Source organism: Mesorhizobium sp. M4B.F.Ca.ET.017.02.2.1 (assembly GCF_003998955.1).
Lineage (GTDB): Bacteria > Pseudomonadota > Alphaproteobacteria > Rhizobiales > Rhizobiaceae > Mesorhizobium > Mesorhizobium abyssinicae.
In genome coordinates, this window is the sequence record NZ_RZOF01000064.1 from 1 (window position 1) to 22,851 (window position 22,851).

A 22,851-nucleotide genomic window follows, 5' to 3' on the forward strand; every position below is an offset into this window, starting at 1 on the left:
CTTGCACTCGTTGTCGGACTGATTGTCGCGAATATCGTTCAGCCTGGCGCCGGCCTCAACATCGATCCGGCCTCGCTCGATGTCCAAGCCGTTAAGGGCTATGTGGCCACGGCTCACGAGCAGTCCGTGACCAGCTTCCTGATGAACATCATCCCATCAACCATTGCCAGTGCCTTCGCGGAAGGCGACATCCTGCAAGTCTTGTTCTTCTCGGTCCTGTTCGGCGCGGTCTGCCGCTACAACGGCCGCTCGATCTTCTCTCTCGTCCGATACATCAAGGACGAGCTGCTGCTCGCAACGTCCTCCTCGGAGGCCGCGCTGCCCTCGCTCATGGAGAAGATGGAAAAGGCCGGCGCCACGCATTCGGTCGTGGGTCTCATTCCATTCAATCTGGACGGCACGAATATGATGCTCGCCGCCCTCTTCATCGCCCAGACGACGAAAACTGATCTGCCGATCGGCTGCCGGATCCTCATGCTGTTCGTCGCATTGTTCCCTTCGAACGGAACAACCCGCATTACCGGTGCAGGCCTCGTCACAATGGCTGCAACGCTCTTTCTTGTTCCGGCCGCACCGGTCACCTCCGTGGGTCTTATTCTTGGCGTCGATCAGCTTATGTCCGAATGCCACGCGCTGACGATATTTCTCCGCAGCGTAGCGGCAACGCTGGCTGTCGCCCGGTCTGGGGCGAGCGGGATAAACGACGATTCGGGGAGCGCCTCACTAGCGGACCGTTCAGCGCTCTGGCGGTGGACGGTCAAGTCGCCCGGCGTGGTGAACGCAGTTCCCCGCGCGAACGACGCTCAGCTATTGGGGTGGGCCCGATGGCGCAAAGCCGTATTTGAGAAACCGCCAGATCGCACCCGCACCTGTGCGCCTGTAGCAACTGCGGGGCACGATCAAAAGCGACCCATTTTACACCGAAAAGGCGGGCCGTTGCTGCCACGCCGTCCATGGATTGGAGCCTCATGTCTAAGACAACGGCCACCACTCTCGCGGTTCTCCTTTTTCTCCTCGCCGTGCTGCTTTCCGTGCTGGCGAGCCATAATAGCGCGCACCCGCCGCGGGAAAGGCCGCCCCCGCCCATGCAGTCGTGCCAATGGACAGTCAAAAGTGGAGCGGCGCACTCGTCAACGACCCCGCTTCGCCAAATCGCCGGCAACCCGGAAGGTCCGGGGACCCTTCAGCGCTCTGCCGGGCGGACGGTCAGTCGCCCGGCGTGGTGAATGGCGGTCGCGGTTGCCCGGCCCGCGCGAACGACGCTCAGCTGGGTGGGGTGGGCCCGATGGCGCAAGGCCATCTTTCCAGAAACCGCCAGAGCGCACCGGCATCTATAGCTGTGCGCCCTCGCGACTGCGCCCTGTGGCAAGTGCGGGGCTCGATCAAAAGCATTTTACACCAAAAGGCGGGCCGTTGCTGCCACGCCGTCCATGGATTGGAGACTCATGTCTAAGCCGACTGCCATCACTGTCGCAGCTCTTCTTTTACTCCTCGCCGTGCTGGCGAGCCAATATAGCGCGAACCTGCACCGGCAGGCGTGGTCGATCGACAGGCAAAAGTGGAGCGGCGCATTCGACAACGACCCCCTTCGCCAATCGCCGGCAACCCGCAAGGCGATGCCGTTCTGGTCATATTCAATGACTACCACAACTGTCCGCATTGCAGACTGGCAGATCTCAACTACCAAAAAGCCTTCAAGAATGATCCCAATCTGAAGCTTGTGATCAGACGGTTCCCGGTCCTGGGACCGGATTCCCAATCGCACTCGCCTCGAGAAAACAGGGAAAGTTCGACGAATTCCACCGCGCCCTTATGACTTCCCCCAGTTGGATCATTGAAAGGATCACTCTCAAGATCGCAGCGCGTGTGGGCCTTGACGTGGAGCAGCTCAAGCGGGAATGCAAGATCCGGCCATCGCAGATGAACTTGCGCGCGTCCGCGCACTCGCGAAAGGTCTGCACATCGACCGTACGCCCGCGTTGGTGGTCGGCGATATAGTGATCGCCCACCTGGTCGACATGGCCAGCTTGCAACGCTTGCTCGCCGATGCGCGCTCAAAGCGTGCAGGCTCTCGTGCGGGGCAGCATCTGTAGATCGGCCACGCTGTTGTTGCCGGAGCGTGCCGTTTGTGGCAGCTGGCTTTGCTGTTGCTCCTCGGCATCTTGTTGCGGTCATCCAGCTGCCGTGGGCGCCAACAACAATCCTGAGCGCCCGCGCCTGAAGGCGCTGGCCGGGTGCTCGTGAACCGAGCCCGCTTATCTTCGCCAGGCTCAGGCGGTCTTGGCCCTGCGGCTTCGCCCCCTGGCGCGGGGCAGCCTTCGGCTGCTGACGGTCGCCGGCCTGTCGGCCGGCGTCGTTTTTATCGTGGCCTTCCCCGGTGGCGCAGGGCGGGCAGCACTCCCTTCTAGGCCCGCCGCGGCGTCCCGCAACCCTTCGCTTTCGCTTCGGGTCCTCCACTCCGTTCCGGTCCTGCGGATGCAGTCCGCCTCCGACGTCGGGCCTTTCCGGTCGCTTTCGCCGCCCACCCCGCTTCCGGGGAGGGCGCGATTGAAGAGCGGAGGACATCACGATGCGTGCAAACAACAAACGTTGCGGCAGCCGACAGGCTGGCGCAGAGAGTGGCGGGCGCACCGGCGCCAGCCTTTATCAGGAAATCACCGACCGCATCATTGCCGAACTGGAGCGCGGCACCGTGCCATGGGTCAAGCCGTGGGGCAGGGCAAGGACAGGCCTCGGCCTGCCGCGGAATGCGGCCACCCAGCGCCGATATTCCGGCATCAATATCCTGATCCTGTGGGGCGGGGTCATCGATCGCGGTTTCCCCAGCCAGAACTGGCTCACCTTCCGGCAGGCGCTTTCCCTAGGTGGCAATGTCAGGAAGGGTGAGCACGGCACCACCATCGTTCACGCTGACCGCTTTGTTCCCAAGAACGAAAAGCAACGCGCCGACACCGATGGCGACGAACCGCAGGCGGTGCCCTTCCTGAAGCGCTTTACCGTCTTCAATGTCGCGCAGTGCGATAATCTGCCCGAACATCTTTATGCCGCCGGCGAGCCTCTGCCTGAGCGCGAGATGGTCCCGCAGGCCGAGGCGCTCATTCATGCAACCGGCGCTGATTTTCGCATCGGCGGCGAGCGCGCCTTCTACATGCCCGGCAGCGACACCATACAGGTGCCGCCGCAGCCGGCTTTCTTCCACCAGATCGACTATTACCGGACCTGCTTTCACGAGCTTGGCCACTGGACCGGCCACCCGACGCGACTCGCGCGCGACCTGTCCGGCTCCTTCGGGTCCAACACCTATGCGCGCGAGGAACTGGTCGCCGAAATCGCATCAGCCTTCATCTGCAGCAGTCTCGGCATCGAGCCGACCGTGCGCCATGCCGACTACATCGGCTCATGGCTGACGTTTTTGCGCGAGGACAACCGCGCCATCTTCCGCGCCGCAAGCCATGCCTCGAAAGCCGCCGATTTCCTGCTTGGCCGCAATGCCGATGTCGAAGGCGAGGCACATGCCGAAACCGCCTATGGAAGCGCGCAATCATCACACGCGGCCGCCTTGCGCCTCTGATGACGCAAAAGCCGCGCAACCAACTCGACAGTTCTTTTGAGGTTGCGCTAACATGGCCGGCGTTGGCGCCGATCGTTTATCGGATCGAGGTTCGCAAAAAAAGGGCGGCATTGCTGCCGCCCCTCGTTGCGAAAGCTGCCAGAGCTGGATTAGAAATCCATACCGCCCATGCCGCCCATGCCGCCGCCACCCATGCCGCCAGGCATGCCGCCGCCGCCAGCCGACTCCTTCTTCGGAGCCTCCGCGATCATGGCTTCGGTGGTGACCAGCAGGCCGGCCACCGAGGCCGCGTCCTGGAGAGCGGTGCGGACAACCTTGACCGGATCGACGATGCCCATGGCGATCATGTCGCCATATTCGCCGGTCTGGGCGTTGTAGCCGAAGGTCGCGCCCTTGTTCTCAAGGATCTTGCCGGCAACGATCGATGCTTCCGCACCGGCGTTGGCCGCGATCTGGCGGGCCGGAGCCTGCAGCGCACGACGAACGATGTTGATGCCGGCGGCCTGGTCGGCATTGACGCCGGTGGCCTTGATGTTGGCCGAAGCGCGCAGCAGCGCGACGCCACCACCAGCAACGATGCCTTCTTCGACGGCCGCGCGGGTCGCGTTGAGGGCGTCATCGACGCGGTCCTTCTTTTCCTTGACTTCGACTTCCGTCGCACCGCCGACGCGGATCACCGCAACGCCGCCGGCGAGCTTGGCCAGACGTTCCTGCAGCTTCTCCTTGTCGTAGTCCGAAGTGGTCTCTTCGATCTGCTGCTTGATCTGGGCAACGCGGCCCTGGATCTCGGCCTTCTTGCCGGCGCCGTCGACGATGGTGGTGTTCTCCTTGGAGATCGACACCTTCTTGGCGCGGCCGAGCATGTTGAGGCCGACATTCTCGAGCTTGATGCCGAGGTCTTCCGAGATGACCTGGCCACCGGTGAGGATGGCGATGTCTTCCAGCATGGCCTTGCGGCGATCACCGAAGCCCGGCGCCTTGACGGCGGCGATCTTCAGGCCGCCACGCAGCTTGTTGACGACCAGCGTGGCCAGAGCCTCGCCTTCGACGTCTTCCGAGATGATGAGCAGCGGCTTCGAGGTCTGCACGACGGCTTCGAGAACCGGCAGCATGGCCTGGAGGTTGGACAGCTTCTTCTCGTGCAGGAGGATGTAGACGTCCTCGAGCTCGGCAACCATCTTGTCGGCGTTGGTGACGAAGTAGGGCGAGAGGTAGCCGCGGTCGAACTGCATGCCTTCGACGACTTCGAGTTCGGTCTCGGCGGTCTTGGCTTCCTCAACCGTGATGACGCCTTCGTTGCCGACCTTCTGCATTGCTTCGGCGATCATCTTGCCGACCGAAGCATCGCCGTTGCCGGCGATGGTGCCGACCTGGGCAACCTCTTCGGAGGTCTTGATCTTCTTGGCGTTCTTGATCAGCGTCGCAACGACGTCGGTTACCGCGAGGTCGATGCCGCGCTTCAGGTCCATCGGGTTCATGCCGGCGGCAACCGCCTTGTGGCCTTCCTGGACGATCGACTGCGCCAGAACGGTCGCGGTCGTGGTGCCGTCGCCGGCGATGTCGTTGGTCTTCGAAGCAACTTCGCGGACCATCTGCGCGCCCATGTTCTCGAACTTGTCCTCAAGCTCGATTTCCTTGGCGACGGTGACGCCGTCCTTGGTGATGCGCGGGGCGCCGAACGACTTGTCGATGACGACGTTGCGGCCCTTGGGGCCGAGCGTGACCTTCACCGCGTCGGCGAGGATGTTGACGCCGCGCAGCATGCGCTCGCGGGCATCACGGGAGAATTTTACGTCTTTGGCAGCCATTTTTAGCTCCTGGCAGGGGCTTCAATCGAGCCCGGGAATTCAGTTGACGAAAGGGCCTGATATGAGCCGATGATGCCCATGATGTCGGATTCCTTCATGATCAGAAGGTCTTCGCCATTGAGCTTGACTTCGGTGCCCGACCACTTGCCGAACAGGATGCGATCGCCGGCCTTGACGTCCAGTGGGACGAGCTTGCCGGCTTCGTCACGGGCGCCGGAACCAACGGCGATGATCTCGCCTTCCTGCGGCTTTTCCTTTGCCGTATCCGGGATGATGATCCCGCCAGCGGTCTTGGATTCGGATTCGACCCGGCGAACGACCACGCGGTCATGCAGCGGGCGGAACTTCGACTTTGCCATTTTCGGATTTTTCCCTGGTGCGGATGTTGAGGGGTTTTTGTTAGCACTCGCGATGGACGAGTGCTAACGCGATAGTGAGGTAGGCTGTAAGCGGGCACTCGTCAAGACGGACGAGGGCAGGCGAGGAGCTCTGGCCCCCTCCCCGGTGGAACCCAACGCATACGCGCATCCGCGTTGATGGCTGCGAGCCCCACATTTCCATTGAATTCGGCGTCATGACGCCAACTTGCGCGCGCCGCTTCCAAGTCGTCAGTCGTGCTGCCGTCAGCACGAACATGGGGCTGCGCTTCACTTCCCGTCGAAGCCGCGGCAAGCAGCGTCGCCGTCAGCACGCTCCTTTGCAGATGCTTGCCAAAGGTGGACAGTGAGCGCACCTGCGCCGGGCTGTTGGTGCGAACGTAAGACGTCATTGACAACTCCTTTTTGCAAGTCGAGCCCTTCTCCACCTTCGGCCGCCGTCGACGCGAAGAAGTCCGCATCGCGTTGATGACGAGCTGCGAAAAAGAGAAAGATGTGTTTGATGGCTGCGGCCCCAACGGTGCCTTCAGATTTGAGATCACTTCCGCCGCGAGCGGCTGAAGCTCCTCGCAACGTCACAATCGAATCTGCTGCCAAGCCTCCAGGAAAGGAGAGCATTGCTCATCTCGCGCTTGTGCATGCAGTCAACCTTCGATCCGTGTTGCCACATCTCAAGTGCAAATGCCGTGCCAAAGCTCACTGGGTAGTGAACGCATGGCTCTCCCTGAAAACCTCACAAATCCAGCATGGTCAATTGTGCGGAACCCGACATGCGTCTTCTGCCACTGTCAGCTTTCGGACAGGCATGACGCGTTTCGCGCCGACCACCGGTCGATCGGTTTTGGGGCCGGTCTGTTCGCCTCATAAGAGCGCGTCACGTTGCGTAGCGGTTTCCCGAGCGCCGCCACATGACACTGGACCTGCAGGTAGCACCGGCTTCTCATCCAGCCTTGCTTTGGCCCCTTCGCGTATCAAATTCCCGCTGGCGAGCCCTGCTTTCATAGATCGCACCATGCCGGATGTCTGCTCTGGCGCCCGACCCGCTGGCACGATCTCGATCCGGCATAAGGGCGCAGCATCTTTGCAGGCCGTTTCATCCCGGCGTCCTGCTTGGCTGAAAGACCGCACTTGGCGAGCGGTCTCCATGCTCTCTCCAAGGACCATCCCTGCGGCTGGCTTGTCGACCTATGGGCGGGTCCGGCCGCCCGAAACCCTCGCCATCAGCTTTTTTCCCCGCCGCCTGCGGCGGCTTCCTCGCGCCGCTTCGCTCACAAAAAAGCTGCCCGCTCGGATCCTTCGCTGTCGCTGCGGCCCTGTCGGATTCAGGCGGTCCTGACGCGCCCATTACGGTGCGCCATCGCAGGGGATGGTCCCCGGCGAAACCACAAAAGGAGACTTCGAAATGACCGCGATCGGTTACGTCAACAAGCAGGAAAACGGCGCCTACAAGGGCCAGCTCAAGACGCTCAGCGTCCGCGCCGACATCGATATCGTCCCCAACCAGGCCAAGAGCGCCGACAACCATCCCGACTTCCGGGTGCTTACGCAAGGGGTCGAAGTTGGCGCCGGCTGGATCCGCACCGGCGAGACTTCCGGCAAGGATTATGTGAGCCTGTCGATTGCAGCGCCGGAGTTCGGACCGCGCAAGCTCTACGCCAATCTCGGCCGCGCCGCCGGCCAGGACGATCACGACACCTACGCCATCATCTGGAACCCGGCCGACTGACCGGCCGAGATAGAGCCTCGCGCCGCAGCCCCGGCGCGGGGCTCATTCCCAGGAGTTCCACCCAAACCCCGTCCGCCCTAAAGGGCGGCGAAAACTCTCCCCCGACTCTTCGCCCGTCCCCGAGACGATCTCCCTCGCCCATCCTCGCCCTCGCTTGTCCGAAGCGAAACGAGGATCATCATGGACGACGAAAACGAACGCGCGGCCCGCGCGAAAAAGGGCAGCCCGTTTCTCAGCACAGCCCAAGCCGCCTTCTATATCGGGCTCTCCCAGCGCACGCTCGAAAAGATGCGGCTCAAGGGCGGCGGCCCGAAATTCCGCAAGCACGGCCGCTATGTCCGCTATCACATCGACGAACTCGACCATTGGTCGAAAGGACACCCGCAGCACTCCACCGCCGGCGATGGCAAGGCCGGTTCCGGCCAGGGCGGCACGGGAGGCCGTTCATGAGGCGGCGCCCTTCCATCCATCTGATCGGCAGCCGCCTGAGGCGTGTTCGAGCCCGTAAGACGGTCGCCTTGGCCGCGGCCGGTCTCGGTCTTTTGGGCTTCACGGCGCTGGGAAAGCCCACCCCTTGGCTGGTCTGGAACGCCTCGGCCAGCGCGCCGATCGGCCTTTACCGCATCGCTGCGGGAGCGCTGGCGCGTGGCGATCTCGTGCTCGTGCGCCCGCCTGAATACGCGGCGTATCTCGCCGCCGAGCGCAGCTATCTGCCTCGCAATGTGCCGCTGGCAAAACGTCTTGCAGCGCTGCCGGACGATAATGTCTGCGCCTTCAATGACGCCATCATCATCGGCGGCGACATCGTCGCGCGCCGGCTCAAAATCGACGCCGAAGGCCGACCTTTGCCATGGTGGAACGGCTGCCGAGCGCTCGGGGATAACGAGGTTTTCCTGCTCGGCAGCGACAAAAACCGCTCCTTCGACAGCCGCTATTTCGGGCCTGTTCCCACTCAAAATGTCATCGGGAGGCTCGTACCGCTATGGACCGAGTGACCCTCCTCTTGTTGGGCATGATCGCCATTGCGCCATGCGCCTGTTCCGCCTCGACCGGCGCTGAGCCGGTCGCCATCTCCCAAAGTCCGCAGCTGCGAAAGTGGCAGACGTTGGTATCGGAAGCAAGCCGGCGCTTCCATATTCCCCAAGCCTGGATCTATGCCGTCATGGCTGCCGAAAGCGGCGGCAAGACAATGCGCGGCGGCCGCCCCATCACCTCCCCCGCTGGCGCCATGGGCCTCATGCAGGTGATGCCCGGCACCTATGAGGAGATGCGGGTCGAACACGGCCTTGGGCCTAACCCCCACGATCCGCGCGACAATATCCTGGCCGGCACGGCCTATCTCAGCGCCATGTATGACCGCTTCGGATTTCCTGGCCTGTTTGGCGCCTACAATGCCGGTCCCGAGCGCTACGACGAGCATTTGAAGCGTGGCAAACCGCTGCCAGAAGAGACCGTCGAGTACCTCGACCAACTCAAGGCGGCCGGAGTTTCGGCGGCCGACATCGAGGCGTTCGAAAGCCAATCTGTCGCTCCAAAGGCGCAAATCGCTCCTCTCGGACGGTCGCTGTTCTTCATTCATGACGGTGTTCACTCAGGCGTGCGAAACGGCGATCTCTTCGTGCCGCTCGGCAAGGACGGCGCGCAGCCGAAGGAGCCGGTGCGTTAGCCATGGGCGGACGGGGGCGCGTCTGGCGGGGCTGGGCGCGTAAGGCAAGATAAAGGTACCGCCTCCAGGAGGCGGTTAAATCTTTGTCTGCACATCGTTTTTCCAGGAGGCTGCCGCCGGTGCCAAGAGGGTTGGACGTGTAAGTGTCTGATTTTGCTTGATATGTCTGGGAGGCTCGCATGAAGGATGACGAGTTCAGGCCGAAGCTCGGCAAAATCGGGTCGCGCGGCTCGAAGGCAGGCAAACGCTATGCCGGTCAAGTCCGGGCAGCCGTCAACCGAGCCGGCGGCCAGCCCCAGCCCGGCGGTCGCTTCACGGGCAGCCGGACAGGGCGCGGCGGGGCGGCTGCGGCGCTGCTGAAATCGCGCGACCGGTATGCCGCCTTCCGCCAGCGCCGGGTGATCGTCAAGGCGCGGATCGTCAAGCTCGCCGGCAAGGGCGCGGACGGGGCGCGTGCCCATCTACGCTATCTTCAGCGCGACGGCGTCACCCGAGAAGGTGCGCCTGGCGAGCTCTACGGCGCCGACAGCGACCGCGTCGACGGCAAGGCGTTCATCGATCGCGCGGACGGCGACCGCCACCAATTCCGCTTCATCGTCGCTGCCGAAGACGGCATCGAGTATGAAGACCTGAAGGCGCTGACGCGGCGGCTCATGGCGCAGATGCAGGAAGACCTCGGCACGAAGCTCGACTGGGTCGCGGTTGATCATTTCAACACCGGCCACCCGCACAGCCACATCATCGTCCGAGGCAGGGACGACCGTGGCGAGAACCTGGTCATCGCGCGCGAATATATCTCATCTGGCATCCGCGAGCGGGCGGCCGAGCTGGTCAGCCTCGATCTCGGTCCGCGAACCGACCGCGAGATTGAGCTTCGCCTGCGCCGGGAAATGGAGCAGGAACGCTTCACCAGCATCGACCGTCGGCTGCTCAGCATGCGTGATGATGACGGGCTGGTCTCGCCGGGCGGTCCCGACGCCATTCGCCAGACGCTGCACCAGGGACGGCTGCGCAAGCTCGAGCGGATGGGTCTGGCCGCGGAGGTCGGCGCTGGCTCCTGGCGCCTCGACGATGAGCTCGAAGCCACGCTGCGCCGCACCGGCGAACGCGGCGACATCATCAAGACCATCCACCGCGAACTGGCCGGCAAGGGGCTTGCACGCAGTGCCGCCGACTGGGTGATCCACGATCGAGCCGGCGAGCCCGTCCAGTCTCTCGTCGGTCGCGTTGTCGCGCGTGGACTGGCCGACGAGATCAATGACCGCCACTACATGATCGTCGACGCCGTCGACGGTAAGAGCCATTGGATCGACATCGGTAGAGGCGAGGCGATGGAAACGATGCCTAATGGCTGCATCGTGCGTGTCGCGCCAAGGAACACCGAGCCGAGGCGGGTCGATCGTACCATCGCCGAAATCGCCGCCGCGAATGGCGGCCGTTACGACGTCGATATCCACCTGAAGCATGACCCATCCGCCACCGAGAGCTTTGCGCGAACGCATGTGCGGCGGCTGGAGGCGATCCGCCGCGCGACCGGCGGCGTTGAGCGAGAGCCGAACGGCACCTGGCTCATCGCGCCGGACCATCTCGATCGCGTCGCGAATTATGAGGGCCAGCGGGCCAGGGCCGAGCCTTTCGTTGTCGACAAGCTCTCCTCAATGGCGCTGGAGCGACAGGTCAGCTTCAACGGCGCCACCTGGCTCGACCGGGAGCTGGTTGCCGATAGACCCGAGCCTTTGCACGGATCCGGCTTCGGCTGCGACGTGAGAGAGGCGCAAGCTCGCCGGCGGGAGTGGCTGATCGCGCAAGGCCACGCGCATGAAGAACAGGATCGGATCGTCTATCGAGCCAACATGCTTTCGATCCTGCGCCAGCGAGAACTGAACCGTGTTGCTGGCCAACTGTCGGAGGAACTTGGCCTGCCCTATGCCGAAGCGCGATCCGGAGGACGAGTAGAGGGTACGCTCCGCCGCTCCGTCGAGCTTGCCAGCGGAAAATATGCCGTCGTTGAGAAGTCGCGCGAGTTCACGCTGGTGCCATGGCGGCCGGTGCTTGAGCGCCATGTGGGCAAGGAGGTCTCCGGTGTCGTGAGTGGGGAGGGGATTTCATGGACCGTCGGCCGGCAAAGGAGCGGACCTGGTGTTTCGTGAGATGGTGTACAGCTTTTTTAGCCAGCGGCGCGGGCAGCCATGCGAGCCCGCGTAGACCTTATGGCCGCACGCCCGCAATCGGTCGCATGGACCTGCCAGGCGGGGCGGCTTTGGAGCGTTCGGACCCGACACGCTGCGTGAGTGGCCAGACTTCGAGCGCTCGAAGATGCGGACTGTTGTCTGCTGGCCGGCGTTATTCCGGCTGGCCTATGACCGCGGCGCAACAGTTCACCGCTGAAGTTGCCACGGGCGAACATCGACAAGAGAAAAAACACCATTGCGCGATACAAATCGCCGTTGAAAGCGTTTAGGTTGCATGCGCTTCGCCAAGTAAACGGATACCCCAGAAGAGAGCCATGACCACGGCCCGCCATATCGTGACGCTGCTTAAAAGCCACTTTGCCGGCGACGAGGATCGTTTCCTCTCTATCGCGATGCAGCTTGCTGCGCATGAGGCACGTCAAGGCCATGGCAAGCTTGCTCAGGAGCTCAAGGATCTGGTCGACGCAGCCAAGAGCAGGGACGCCCGGATTGCCAAGAGCAGTCGGCCGGTTCCCCTTTTTCAGCCAAAGGGCGAGCTCGCAGGGCTCCTGCATGTGCGCTATCCGGACCTGCGACTGACCGACATGATTTTGCCGGACAGTCTGCGCTCGCGCCTGCACCGCGTGCTGGGAGAGCAGCGCCAACAAGCAAGCTTGCGCGAGCACGGGCTTGTTCCCCGTCGCAAACTGCTTCTGGTCGGCCCGCCAGGATCAGGCAAGACGATGACCGCATCGGCATTGGCCGGGGAGCTTCATCTGCCCCTTTTCACGATCGTCCTCGATGGTTTGATCACCAAGTTCATGGGAGAGACTGCCGGAAAGCTGCGGCTTGTTTTTGATGCAATGCAGGCGACGCGGGGCGTCTACTTCTTTGACGAATTCGATGCCATCGGCGCGCGTCGAGGCGAACGCCAGGATGTTGGCGAGATTCGGCGCGTGCTGAATTCGTTTCTGCAGTTTCTCGAGCAAGACGACAGCCACAGCCTGATTATTGCGGCAACAAATCATCCCGAGCTGCTCGACAGAGCTTTGTTCCGCCGTTTCGACAATGTCATCGAATACGCCGTGCCCGATCGGCCGATTATCGAGGCGCTGCTTCGGGCTCGACTCGACCGCTTCGACACCAGAGGGCTTGCCTGGAACGAGGCGATCTCTCAGGCAGAGAGACTGTCGCAGGCCGAGATCACCCGCGCGGCCGACGACGCTGCAAAAACCATCATATTGCGGGGGGGGGGCGGATCACCTCGGAAGCGCTCATCGACGCTCTGAAGGAACGCCGGCAGGCTTCGCTGTCTGAGTAGCGACAGCACAGATCATAATGGCAGACGATTTTCCGCGCGACCGCGCCCATATCCACCTTCGCAACAACGGCATTCGGGAAGCCTATCGGCGGCCCAACCAACTTATACATGCACCGCCGCTGCCGGCGCGTGATCGGGCGTCGCATGCTGCGGCCTTGACGCAATCCATCGAACAAGCGGTCGAAAGTGCACGCCAGCAGATTGCGGCGCGTGACCCCCAGCTGTCGGTCGGCACGCCTGGCTTTTATCTCGAGATCGATCTGCCCATGTCCGGACGGGCGGCCCTCGACCAGTTGGCCGATCGTCGCCAGCACATGGAGCTGGTCGCCGTCCATGAGCCAACTCAACCCGGTGCTCCCATCACAGCGTCGGTGTTCCTGCCGCAAAGCGCGCAAGCCTATTATTTGCGGAAAGTCGAGGCGTATCGAGACGTTGACACTGACCGCGGCAGACCGCGCAACGAGCCGCTCGTCTCCCGCATGGAGACAGTCAGGCTGGCGACTGCACGATCGTTGTTTACCGACCACGACGACCTCTTCCCCCAGGCCGCTGACGAGCAGGTGTGGTGGGAAGTCTGGCTGCGCGACGGTCGCCGCGAGAACTTCGAGCACATTGCCGAAGCCCTGAACATCACTTTGCGCACGCATGCGGTCAGGTTTCCGGAGCGGGTGGTCATGCTGGCACTCGCCAGCACGGCAATGCTCGACCGCATGATTGCGCACAGCGATGTCGTCGCCGAGCTGCGGCGCGCGAAGGATACGCCGTCCTTCTTCATGGGCCTTGGCGGCGCGGAGCAAAGGGACTGGAGCGACGAGCTTCTCGGGCGCGTCAGACCGCCTCAACCGATATTGCGGTCTGCATTCTCGACAGCGGCGTGCGTCGCACCCACCCGTTGATCGAACCCGCACTTGCCGTTGAAGACTGGCACACCGTCAAACCGGCATGGGGCAGCGACGACACACCTGCGTGGAGCGGCCACGGGACGCGAATGGCAGGTGTCGGCCTGTACGGTGATCTGGTCCCGCTCCTGGTCGGAGGCGATCCAGTTCCATTGCCCTTTCGGCTGGAGAGTGTTCGTATCCTTCCGCCAGAAGACGAGGCAAACGATCCAGAACTCTATGGCGCGATCACCGCGGAAGCGATCGCCCGCGCCGAGGTGCAGGCGCCGGAGCGCCGCCGCGCGATCGCAATGGCTGTGACAAGCGCCAGTCCGGCGCGTGGAAGGCCCACATCGTGGTCTGCCGCTATCGACCAACTCTGTTTCGAAGAGGAACAGCGACGCTTGATCGTTCTCTCTGCCGGCAACATCGGCGATGACCTCATGCCGGCCGAGCATTTGACGCGCAACGATCTGGAAGCAGTCGATGATCCTTCTCAGGCCTGGAATGCGCTGACGGTCGGCGCTTTCACAGAAAAGGTCGATATCATTGACACCGACTTTGCGGGCTACGCTCCGATCGCGCCGGTCGGCGAGCTCTCGCCGCGCAGTCGCACTTCGGTCGTTTGGGACAGGCAGTGGCCGGTGAAGCCCGAGGTCGTCTTCGAAGGCGGCAATCTCGCCCATGACGGTGTGTTGCCTGGCGAGCCGATCGACGATCTGCAGATATTGACCACTTTCTATCGACCCGAACTGCGCCACTTCACCACCCTCGGAGATACGAGCGCGGCAACGGCCCATGCCGCACGGATGGCGGGACTAATTCTATCAGCGCGCCCCGAGCTGTGGCCTGAAACGGTTCGCGCCCTGATCGTCCACTCGGCCGAATGGACTCCGGCGATGCGCGCACGCATCGATGCGTGCAACGGAGCGAAGGGCGAGATCCAGGCGCTCGTGCGGCGCTATGGTTATGGCGTGCCAGATCTTGGGCGCGCGCTTCTGTCAACGGTGAACGACCTCACGCTTATCGTTGAAGATGAGCTTCAGCCTTTCCAGCGCGAGGGCGGCGCGGCTGCCAAAACGCGTGACATGAAGCTGCATCGCCTGCCTTGGCCGAAGGAGCAGCTCGCGGCGCTCGGCGCTGCCCAGGTCGAGCTCCGCGTCACGCTGTCCTATTTCATCGAACCCAACCCCGGTGAACGCGGATGGACCCGCCGGCATCGTTACGCGTCCCATGGTCTTCGGTTCAGAGTAAAGTCAGCGACCGAGACAGTCGACGAATTCCGAGCCCGCATCAATCAGGCCGCTCGGGACGAGGAGGAAGGGGCGCCTGCTGGAGGCGGAGAAGAGTGGCTGCTCGGCACCTTCCGCGATCGCGGCTCGTTGCACGCCGATTTCTGGTCGGGCAGCGCCGCCGATCTCGCCGAGCGTGACGCGATCGGCGTGTTCCCGGTCGGGGGCTGGTGGAAGGAGAAGCCTTACCTGGAACGCGTCGACGCTCTGGCTCGGTACGCCCTGATTGTGACGATTCGGGCGCCTGGGGTCGATGTTGACATCTTCACACCCGTCGAAGCAGCCCTGACTGTCGAGACGTCGGTCGAGACCTGATGCAGCACTGTCCAAACCGGCCAACAACGGAGGTTTGACCAGCCTCTGGTGCCATGGCGGCTGGTGCTGGATCATCACGTCGGCAAGGAGGTGTCAGGGATCATGCGCGGAGGACGATAGGCGGGCAAAGGAGCGGGCCAAGCGTGTCATAATGGCGCCCATGGTCACGCCCACAAGCCGCGCCCCCTGCGTCCACGGAGAGGTGCGCGTCTGCTTAGGCGGCCGAGACATCGCTTACCTGATCAACGGGCTCGCCGTATTTGCGCCTGTAAGCGGCAATGAAATCGTCGTCGCTACAGATGCAGCGGCCGCTGGAGTCCTTGGCCTTCGGATCGTGCAAGTGAGAGCCAAGGGGGCGCAGAAGATTCACCCGAGTGCTCGTCGTCGGGCTCATGGGAAACCCCGCACTATGTTTGACCAAATCCGCGGCAAGCATAATCCCGGCAAGCACCGACTGAAAGGCCATCGGAACGACAGTTCGAACGCGGCGACTTCCTTCGCTAAGCTGGAACACCAGACCGCCGCAGATAGCCTGCTGATAAAAGGAGCGCAGGGGCTGGCCGACAAACGGGGCTAGCGGTTCAAACGGCACAGCCATCGCTGTAGCCACGCGAACTACAAAGTCGTTGGGAACTCCGGCATTGGTCTGCAGGAGCGTTTTCACCTGCTCGTGTGCTTCCGGTATTCCGAGTTCCTCGGCAATCAGCTGGTGCTCGTCCTTGGATTTTCCGGATGGCAGGTACATGCAACAAAGGCAAGCCTGGCCGTCATCGAAACCATGCCGGGAGATACCGAGATCGTGCTCCTGCGTCCAAGCGTTTGCGATCCATCGCGGCAGTGCACCTTGGACAGCCAGACGGTCGGCGGCGGTGTCAAGCGCCACACCCACTTGGTCGAAGACCCAATTGCCCCGGCGCGCAACATATTCTGCCCACGTCAGAGGGTGCGCCTCGACCTCAAGGGCAGTCGATCTAAGGGCGGTGGCTGCAAGAACCGCCTTGGACATACCAATCTCCGCCTGGCCGGCCAATGCGTAGCGCTGCAGGTTTGAGAGTTCGATCGCTTCGTGATCGATTACATGCAGACGACCCTTGAGATCGGGTTGTCTCGCTAGCGCCCAAAGCGAGCCATGGCCTATCGCACCGAGCCCAACGAGGTGGGTTTCGCCAAGGTCGACTGGAAAGTCGATCGGGCCAGCCTCCCCGGCTTTGGTCTTGTCGTAGCTGCATAGCGAGAGGTCGATGGTTTCGTCCAACTCGGCGCCGGTCAACTGGGCGGCGAAGATAGTTCGAAAGACGTTGGCGGCGCCGAAGCAACTGGCGGCGCCAGCTCCATAAGGCAGCAGACTTGGGCCAGAGCCCACCGGGTCCGTACGCGACAGCTTTGCCGCCCAACCGTCCGATCCCACGAAAAAGATCGGGCACCGGAGTGATGGGCGCGTTACCCCTGCAACGACGCAGACGGTGGCAGACTTGCCGGAACGCCGGATGCCGACTTTTGGATTGATCGACTTTGCCAAGCGCTCCAGCGCTTGGGCTTGAGAGCTCGCCGCGCTGTCCAGCGGGAGTATCGCCAGAACCGGGTAGAGCCTAGCGAGCAATCTCACCGCAAGATCTAATGTCGCCTGGCCTTCGGCGCAGGAAGCGGCCTGATGGTCGAAGGCGACTGCCACGACCTGCTTTTCAAGAGCTGCTTTGAAGTCTCCCAGATGAAAATCGGCCAGGACCTGAGATGCCGCCGTGGCGGCGCGATCGATGAAGTTAGCGAATGCCATTGTTCAACTCGATATCATGATCATTCGCGACAGTGCCGCGGGAGGGAGCGCATTCCATTTGGCCTTTTCGTCAAGCCGATAGGCGGCGACCCGAGCAAAATCGAAAGGCTCGCGGGCGAAATTCGGCACCACCAGCGACAGACACCCAACCGTGGTAGCAACCGCATAAGCGTCGTCCGTCGTCGAATGGTAGGCGCGGCCCGGATGGCTGTGAATCTGGGCCAAGAGTTTCAGGCCGCTTTTGTAGAGCCAGACATTGAGCCGGTGCAGTTCTTCGGCCGCAACGATCACGCAAACGCCATCGTTTGTTCGAATGTGACGCTGCGCCGGGATAACCGTCTCTGTTACGGCAAAGTGCCGGTCTTCCTGAACGCCGACCCAAAGTGCCATCCCCTCATTGCCCTCGCGACCAACTGAGCGCAGATGCCCATGCGTGGTCGAGATGCAGCCGCGCGGGAGAGTCACGATCGTTACATCTCTCAAACCAGTCATTCTTGTATCGCCTGAGGGGATACCACCATTCCTACGATTGTCGGTTGGAGTTGAATCTGCAACTGCTCTATAGGAACGATTCCGTACTTGATGATCTTGTCCAGGATGAAGGCCAAACAGCCTTCGCCAGAACCCCGATGAAGTAGCCATGGATCACCTGAATGGGCTGGATTGTCGTGGTATTCCCGGACGCCCGCCATGCACAGGAATGGTTCGTCCTCGGGACTGTTGGCCTGGATGAAGTCCGTCAGCGGCACGGCGTTCTGCTGGATGAGAGCTCCTATCATCTCCGGCGGCGTTCCGGGCAGCGGCGGACGTCTAAGCATTTTCAGGTATAGATCTTTCCGGGCAATCGGATCACGCGTAAACGGATCGACGAAGACCACGGACGGTGGTCTTAAGTCGTAGTCGGTGAAGTCGACCTCGCTCGCTGCGCTGACCACCCGTGGCTTTAACTTGGGGCTGGCGAAAATGAAGAAAGCGCGCGGAAAAGTCGCCTCGATCAAGAAGCAGCCCTGAGCCCGATAGACATCAGCATATGGCCGGAACCGGCCGATCTCCCGATCAAACTTCGCTCGGGAGACCTCCGGATCCACACTTTGGGGTTTAGGCACCTGCGACGCCCGCCTTCAGGCTGAGGAACAGGGTCACAGTATTCGGGAAACCGAAATCGCCAAGCTTCTTGTCGACGTCGAGCAAGTTGCCGGCCTCATCCTTGAATTCCCAATTCTCGGCTGGTTGGGCGACATTCTGCGTGTTCTCAAGGGCTTTGGTACGAATGACGTGAAGCGGCTGGTTGGGATTGGCTTCGACCTGCGTGGGCTGGCCGTTCACCACCACCGTGATCTCGATCTTGCCCGGTCCGCCGCCGTGATTATCGCCCTTACCCGAATCCTTCGACATTGTCCTACTCCTGTGGCTTGCCAACCGCCCCACGCCCTGGCACCCACCTGCGAGTGAGACCGGCGGTCTTCAATCGTTCACCCGGCGCCACGGCCGCGAGTACGCGAAAGACAGGGGATAAGCTACCGAATCGGTGCTTGCCTTCTTTTATGGGTGACTTGAGCCGCAAGTAAATGGTCTCAAATTGCTCCTCACAACTATAATCGATTAGAGCAATGCGAAAATATTGGCGACACGCCTATTCATCTGCTCTCTCACTCGCCTGCTCCGTGCTCGGCAAGGGGAGCTTTGATCTGCGTCACGCGTCCCCAAGCAGCTGATTGCGCCGGCAGCGCCATAGGAACCGTCGTTCAGAGTCTTCACCACTCAAGCACCCGCATGGATGCATGCCGACGCTCGTCTCCACAAAACAGCGCAAGTGGTGCCTTGTTGGATAAGGTCGCCTCGTACCTGGTGCAGCATCTCTCGGAACGCATGCCGCTGCGAGACCAGGCCTCATCATCGCGTCACATAGGAGCTGAAGCTTTCCGGATCGGGTATCCAATCGGCATCCAGTTGCTCGGCGATATGGTTGAATTCTGCCCTCAGGACAAGAGTGAGTAGAGCAGCCCCGCTACGAAAATCCCATCCTGGTTCGTTTGACGCATCGACTATTCAGATTGATTGGCGTGATACCCGGCGCGGCCGCAACACGCGAGGCCGTCAACCGCTGAGCAGAAAACCAGCCTTCGCCTTCCGCGGCGGCGGACCTCGTCAGCCTCTCGAAAGCTTGCCTGAGTAGGTTGCTCATGTGATCTGTGGAAGTGAGGATAGCGTGCACCCGTACAAACTAGACATTCATCGTGGCAGCTTGGCTGCAGGTGCAGCACGCCGTACCGCACGAGCAAGCGGACAGGCCGGCCAAGCCGGTTTTGAGCAGCACTTGGGCGAACTGCAGGCGGCGGACGAGTTGATGGGTGCGCCAGGCGAGGAGGTCCTCGTCAATGGCTCGCATGGTAAAGGTGAGTTGAGACCAACGAAGAGGCAGAGGATCCAAAGCAATCTGCAGCATGCTGTCACTGAGCGGCAACCAGGTGAGGTTGGCAACTCAGGCGCTCGCGTGATGATGCAACTCCCCACCCATCAGGTGGGTACATCGGAACGGGAGGCGCAACTTGTGATGCAGGGGGACGAGCACGAATACACCCCAGCACCGCATCTCGACGGGTCGATGCCCTCGACAGTGCAGCCGGATCGTCCAATTGTGGTCCCCGACGGTGCCGACAAGCGTCCTGTTTATTCCAACGATGCCACCGCCATCGAAGGGCTGAAGTCAGCACTCCTTGCGGGTAAAGCCAGGCCGGACACGGTCACTCGCAGCACAAATTCTCTTTTCGGCTTTAGTCGTTGGCTCTTTCAAAACAACAAGCCAGGGCTTGCTGCTCGGCTTTACCATCCGTCGCTGAGCCAGGATCTCGAGGAGTACGAGAGTAGGGGTGGTTCCTCCACCGTGGCTGGCGCACTGCGTCAATTGATGAAGTCGATGGGCGGAGCCGGCCCGATTGTGGGTCGCGCTGTCCTGAACCCCCATCCTGACGACGCCGCGCTCACCAGACATTTCAGATCCGCGAGCGGCTACGCAACTGCTCTTAACCATTTCAGTCATTACCTACGTCAAAATGACAAGCTCGGAATTGCGGGTCGCATTTACGATAAATCGCTGGATAAAGATGTTGAGAGCTACAAGGCCGCCTCCTCTAATGGTGGAGCTCCGATCGAATCTGCGCTGGTTTATCTCCGCAAGAACCCGCCGCGCGTTATACTCGGGAATCATCTGGAAAACGCGGTCAGCATGGAGGCTCGTCCCCGTGGCGACGCTGCTCAGCATACCGCACCACAGCAGGGATTCGATTGGCCAGAGGAGCTCCTGCCGGTAGGTTATAAGGAGGGCACCGATCTACCATTGTCTCTCGCCCCAACCGCGCACCAACACCAAGCGCCCGACTTTGGAGAGGCCGTCCCTCACTTGAACTGGCGCCACGGCGACCAGGGCGCCCCGGAGGAGCTGGTAGCTGCACGGGACAGGAGCAGCCCGCTGCCAAGCGAGGCGGTGCCACATAAATCTGGACGGGGACTCGCTACGCAGCCCAGATTGTGGGCGGAGAAATCCGCCTCGCCAGAGCTCTTTCGACGGCGGGCGGAGCAGGCTCTGCCGGCGTCCGCCAGAGGTGTGGAGACATCCTCCGCGGTTGATGAAGCCGCGCAGGCCGCTCGCCAAGCTTTGGCTTGGTTGCAGCAGGAGATGGAGGGGATCGAACCGATGCAGGATCCTCATAAGGTGGCTACACCGGAATGTGAGGCGCAGCTCGTCAGGCAGAGGGATGAGCACGAATCCACCCCAGCACCGCATCCCGGAGGTGGTGGGTCGATGCCCTCGACAGTGCAGCCGGATCGTCCAATTGTAGTCCCCGACGGTGCCGACAAGCGTCCTGTCTATTCCAACGATGCGACCGCTATCGAAGGGCTGAGGGCAGCATTCCACGCGGGTAAGGCCAAAGCGAACACGGTCACTTACAATGTAAATTCTCTTTTCGGCTTTAGTCGGTGGCTCCTTCAAAACAACAAGCCAGGGTTTGCTGCTCGGCTTTACCATTCGTCGCTGGATCAGGATCTCAAGGAGTACGAGAGTACGGGTGGTTCCTCCACCGTGGCTGGCGCACTGCGTTACCTCAAGAAGTCGACAGGCGGAGCCCAGATTATGGCTCGCCCTGTCGTGATCCCCTATCCTGACGATGCCGAGCTCATTAGAAATTACAGAGCCGCTTCGACCAAGGAGTACCTGGCAGCGCCTGCGACCGGACGGAATCCAGATACCGTGGGCGGCTATACAAATTTTCTTAGACATTTTAGTCAGTACCTGCGTCAAAATAACAAGCTTGGGATTGCGGCTCGGATTCACGACAAATCGCTGGATAAAGATGTTGAGAGCTTCAAGGCTGTCTCCTATGGTAATAGGCTAAGTATCAGTTCTGCATTGGCTCACCTCCGGGATATCCTGCCGCGCATTGTGCTCGGGCGCGAAACTGTCCTTTCTGCTCATCCGGCAGACGCAGTCACCAGGCGCGTTGGGGCCGCTGCTGAAGCTGGGCCAGCGGCACCGGCAAGAGCTCCCCAACCCGCCTCGCCAGCAACCGCTAGGCTGCCAGGCACCTACCGCGGCCTTCCACTGGTTGATGTGACCACACTGACTACCAGTTCCTCTGGGGCTCAGATCGGGGCGCTCGATCCGACAGCCCCGTCCAACGTTGCAACGGGGCGGGTGCTCGGCGCCGCCGAATGGCTGAGCGACGCCCATATCCAGAGAGATTACAATTTGCTGGAGGGGCAACTGCAGGGGATCAATCCGGCGCTCGCTGCCCGGACTCGGCTGGTGGATCCTTCCGTATCCCATCTACTGCGACACACGTCGCCGCAAGACGCTCGAGGCATATTGCAGTCCATCTATAATCAAAACAACGCCACAGCCGACTTCCTGTTCTTGCCAGTGAATAATGGCACGGCTACTAGCCCCGGCACCCATTGGTCGCTGCTGCTCGTTGATCGCCGCGACCCGGAAAGGCGGTTCGCCTATCACTACGACTCCCTCCAGCGAGAGGGATATAACGACGTGCCTGCAAAACAGCTCGCAGGACTGCTGAATGCCACCTTGGCGCCAGCCCCCATGGCCAGACAGACGAACCATTATGATTGCGGCGTATTTGTCCTGGAGGGCACGTGGGCGCTGGTTGAACGATTGGTGAAAGGGCAGCGGCCAGACCACGAGCCGCTGCCCCTCGACAACCTCGTTGCCGATCGGCAGGCGCTGCAAGACCGGCTAAGGAGGCGCTTGCCGCACGAGGAAGAGCCGCGGCAGCTGCTGGAGGATGAACCCGCCTCCCCACCGATGATGGCATTCGAGCCAGGGGAACTGCGGCAACTGTTGGAAGACGAGCCTGCCTCCCCACCAATGATGGCGTTCGAGCCAGGGGAACTGCGGCAACTGTTGGAGGACGAACCTGCCTCCCCACCAATGATGGCGTTCGAGCCAGGGGAACTGCGGCAACTGTTGGAGGACGAGCCTGCCTCCCCACCAATGATGGCGTTCCAGCCAGGGGAACTGCGGCAGCTGTTGGAGGATGAACCCGCTTCCCCACCGATGATGGCGTTCGAGCCAGGGGAACTGCGGCAACTGTTGGAGGATGAACCCGCTTCCCCACCGATGATGGCGTTCGAGCCAGGGGAACTGCGGCAACTGTTGGAAGACGAGCCTGCCTCCACTTGGGCACAAATCAATTCGACCCCACATGCGCGAGCGGACGGTGTTCATCAGCCAGCCCAGGCGCCGTGGCTCCCTGAACGCAGAAGATAACTTTGCGGAGGAGCGGTCACGCAACTGTCGGCGGCGCCGGGCCTCAGGGTGAATGGAAAGGATGGAGTGGCGGATGGTGTCGCGTGAAGGCGCAACACGCGTGCTGACCGACCTGATACGTAGGAAGTCGTTCATTGCTCCCAAATCGTATGTGAGGAACATTCCTGTCC

16 protein-coding genes and 4 pseudogenes are annotated in these 22,851 nt (G+C 61.8%); 13 read left to right on the forward strand and 7 right to left on the reverse strand.

Going from position 1 to position 22,851, the window contains the following annotated elements; all coding sequences use genetic code 11:
- From EN738_RS36205 to EN738_RS10910, 5 genes and pseudogenes are all read left to right on the forward strand, one after another.
- Positions 1-681: pseudogene (locus EN738_RS36205) on the forward strand (cation:dicarboxylase symporter family transporter); the annotation flags it as partial.
- 764 nt (positions 682-1,445) lie between these two features.
- Positions 1,446-1,715, forward strand: coding sequence for a hypothetical protein (locus EN738_RS36210; RefSeq protein ID WP_245457304.1), 270 nt, complete (start codon positions 1,446-1,448; stop codon positions 1,713-1,715).
- Positions 1,631-1,816, forward strand: coding sequence for a hypothetical protein (locus EN738_RS36215; protein WP_245458208.1), 186 nt, complete (start codon positions 1,631-1,633; stop codon positions 1,814-1,816). The genes EN738_RS36210 and EN738_RS36215 overlap by 85 nt, the downstream gene beginning before the upstream one ends.
- Before the next feature lie 82 nt (positions 1,817-1,898).
- Positions 1,899-2,093 carry a hypothetical protein gene (locus EN738_RS36220; RefSeq protein WP_051695369.1) on the forward strand — a complete coding sequence of 65 codons (195 nt, stop codon included), beginning with the start codon at positions 1,899-1,901 and terminating at the stop codon, positions 2,091-2,093.
- 476 nt (positions 2,094-2,569) lie between these two features.
- Positions 2,570-3,571, forward strand: coding sequence for a zincin-like metallopeptidase domain-containing protein (locus EN738_RS10910; protein WP_127283689.1), 1,002 nt, complete (start codon positions 2,570-2,572; stop codon positions 3,569-3,571).
- Between the two features lie 149 nt (positions 3,572-3,720).
- Here the strand turns inward: EN738_RS10910 and groL are convergent, their stop codons facing one another.
- From groL to EN738_RS10925, 3 genes and pseudogenes are all read right to left on the reverse strand, one after another.
- Entirely contained in the window at positions 3,721-5,379 is a 1,659-nt protein-coding gene (gene groL / locus EN738_RS10915) for a chaperonin GroEL (protein WP_029354912.1), read from the reverse strand.
- Positions 5,380-5,444: 65 nt separating this feature from the next.
- Positions 5,445-5,738 (reverse strand): annotated as a pseudogene (groES, locus tag EN738_RS10920) (co-chaperone GroES); the annotation flags it as partial.
- Between the two features lie 288 nt (positions 5,739-6,026).
- Complete coding sequence (locus tag EN738_RS10925) at positions 6,027-6,374, reverse strand: hypothetical protein (protein ID WP_126038541.1); 348 nt, start codon at positions 6,372-6,374, stop codon at positions 6,027-6,029.
- 784 nt (positions 6,375-7,158) lie between these two features.
- Between EN738_RS10925 and EN738_RS10930 the strand changes: the two genes are divergently transcribed.
- From EN738_RS10930 to EN738_RS10960, 7 genes and pseudogenes are all read left to right on the forward strand, one after another.
- Complete coding sequence (locus EN738_RS10930) at positions 7,159-7,482, forward strand: DUF736 domain-containing protein (RefSeq protein WP_029354915.1); 324 nt, start codon at positions 7,159-7,161, stop codon at positions 7,480-7,482.
- Between the two features lie 180 nt (positions 7,483-7,662).
- On the forward strand, positions 7,663-7,932 hold the full coding sequence (locus EN738_RS10935) for a helix-turn-helix domain-containing protein (protein WP_029354917.1): 270 nt from the start codon (positions 7,663-7,665) through the stop codon (positions 7,930-7,932).
- A 68-nt stretch (positions 7,933-8,000) separates the two neighbouring features.
- The gene (locus tag EN738_RS10940; RefSeq protein ID WP_245492526.1) at positions 8,001-8,477 is read left to right on the forward strand and encodes a S26 family signal peptidase; all 477 of its coding nucleotides are present in this window, start codon (positions 8,001-8,003) and stop codon (positions 8,475-8,477) included.
- The gene (locus tag EN738_RS10945; RefSeq protein ID WP_024505647.1) at positions 8,465-9,148 is read left to right on the forward strand and encodes a lytic transglycosylase domain-containing protein; all 684 of its coding nucleotides are present in this window, start codon (positions 8,465-8,467) and stop codon (positions 9,146-9,148) included. The genes EN738_RS10940 and EN738_RS10945 overlap by 13 nt, the downstream gene beginning before the upstream one ends.
- A 179-nt stretch (positions 9,149-9,327) precedes the next feature.
- Entirely contained in the window at positions 9,328-11,298 is a 1,971-nt protein-coding gene (gene rlxS, locus EN738_RS10950) for a relaxase/mobilization nuclease RlxS (protein WP_126038545.1), read from the forward strand.
- 356 nt (positions 11,299-11,654) lie between these two features.
- Positions 11,655-12,640: pseudogene (locus EN738_RS10955) on the forward strand (ATP-binding protein).
- 17 nt (positions 12,641-12,657) lie between these two features.
- A pseudogene (locus EN738_RS10960) lies at positions 12,658-15,125 on the forward strand (S8 family peptidase).
- Between the two features lie 214 nt (positions 15,126-15,339).
- Here the strand turns inward: EN738_RS10960 and EN738_RS10965 are convergent.
- Genes EN738_RS10965 through EN738_RS10980 form a run of 4 tightly spaced genes read right to left on the reverse strand, consistent with a single transcriptional unit; the run spans position 15,340 to position 18,294 of the window.
- On the reverse strand, positions 15,340-16,899 hold the full coding sequence (locus tag EN738_RS10965) for an E2 ligase fold family C protein (RefSeq protein ID WP_091595803.1): 1,560 nt from the start codon (positions 16,897-16,899) through the stop codon (positions 15,340-15,342).
- A gap of 3 nt (positions 16,900-16,902) precedes the next feature.
- Positions 16,903-17,391, reverse strand: a complete 489-nt coding sequence (locus EN738_RS10970) for a Mov34/MPN/PAD-1 family protein (RefSeq protein WP_091595801.1) — start codon at positions 17,389-17,391, stop codon at positions 16,903-16,905.
- A complete protein-coding gene (locus tag EN738_RS10975; protein ID WP_091595799.1) occupies positions 17,388-18,005 on the reverse strand; it encodes a putative metal-binding protein in 618 nt (205 codons plus the stop codon). The genes EN738_RS10970 and EN738_RS10975 overlap by 4 nt, the downstream gene beginning before the upstream one ends.
- Positions 17,998-18,294 carry a DUF2604 domain-containing protein gene (locus tag EN738_RS10980; protein WP_024505654.1) on the reverse strand — a complete coding sequence of 99 codons (297 nt, stop codon included), beginning with the start codon at positions 18,292-18,294 and terminating at the stop codon, positions 17,998-18,000. The genes EN738_RS10975 and EN738_RS10980 overlap by 8 nt, the downstream gene beginning before the upstream one ends.
- A 922-nt stretch (positions 18,295-19,216) precedes the next feature.
- On the opposite strand from EN738_RS10980, the gene EN738_RS10985 reads away from it, so the two are divergent.
- A complete protein-coding gene (locus EN738_RS10985) occupies positions 19,217-22,681 on the forward strand; it encodes a Ulp1 family isopeptidase (RefSeq protein WP_236387764.1) in 3,465 nt (1,154 codons plus the stop codon).
- Positions 22,682-22,851: the final 170 nt, after the last annotated feature.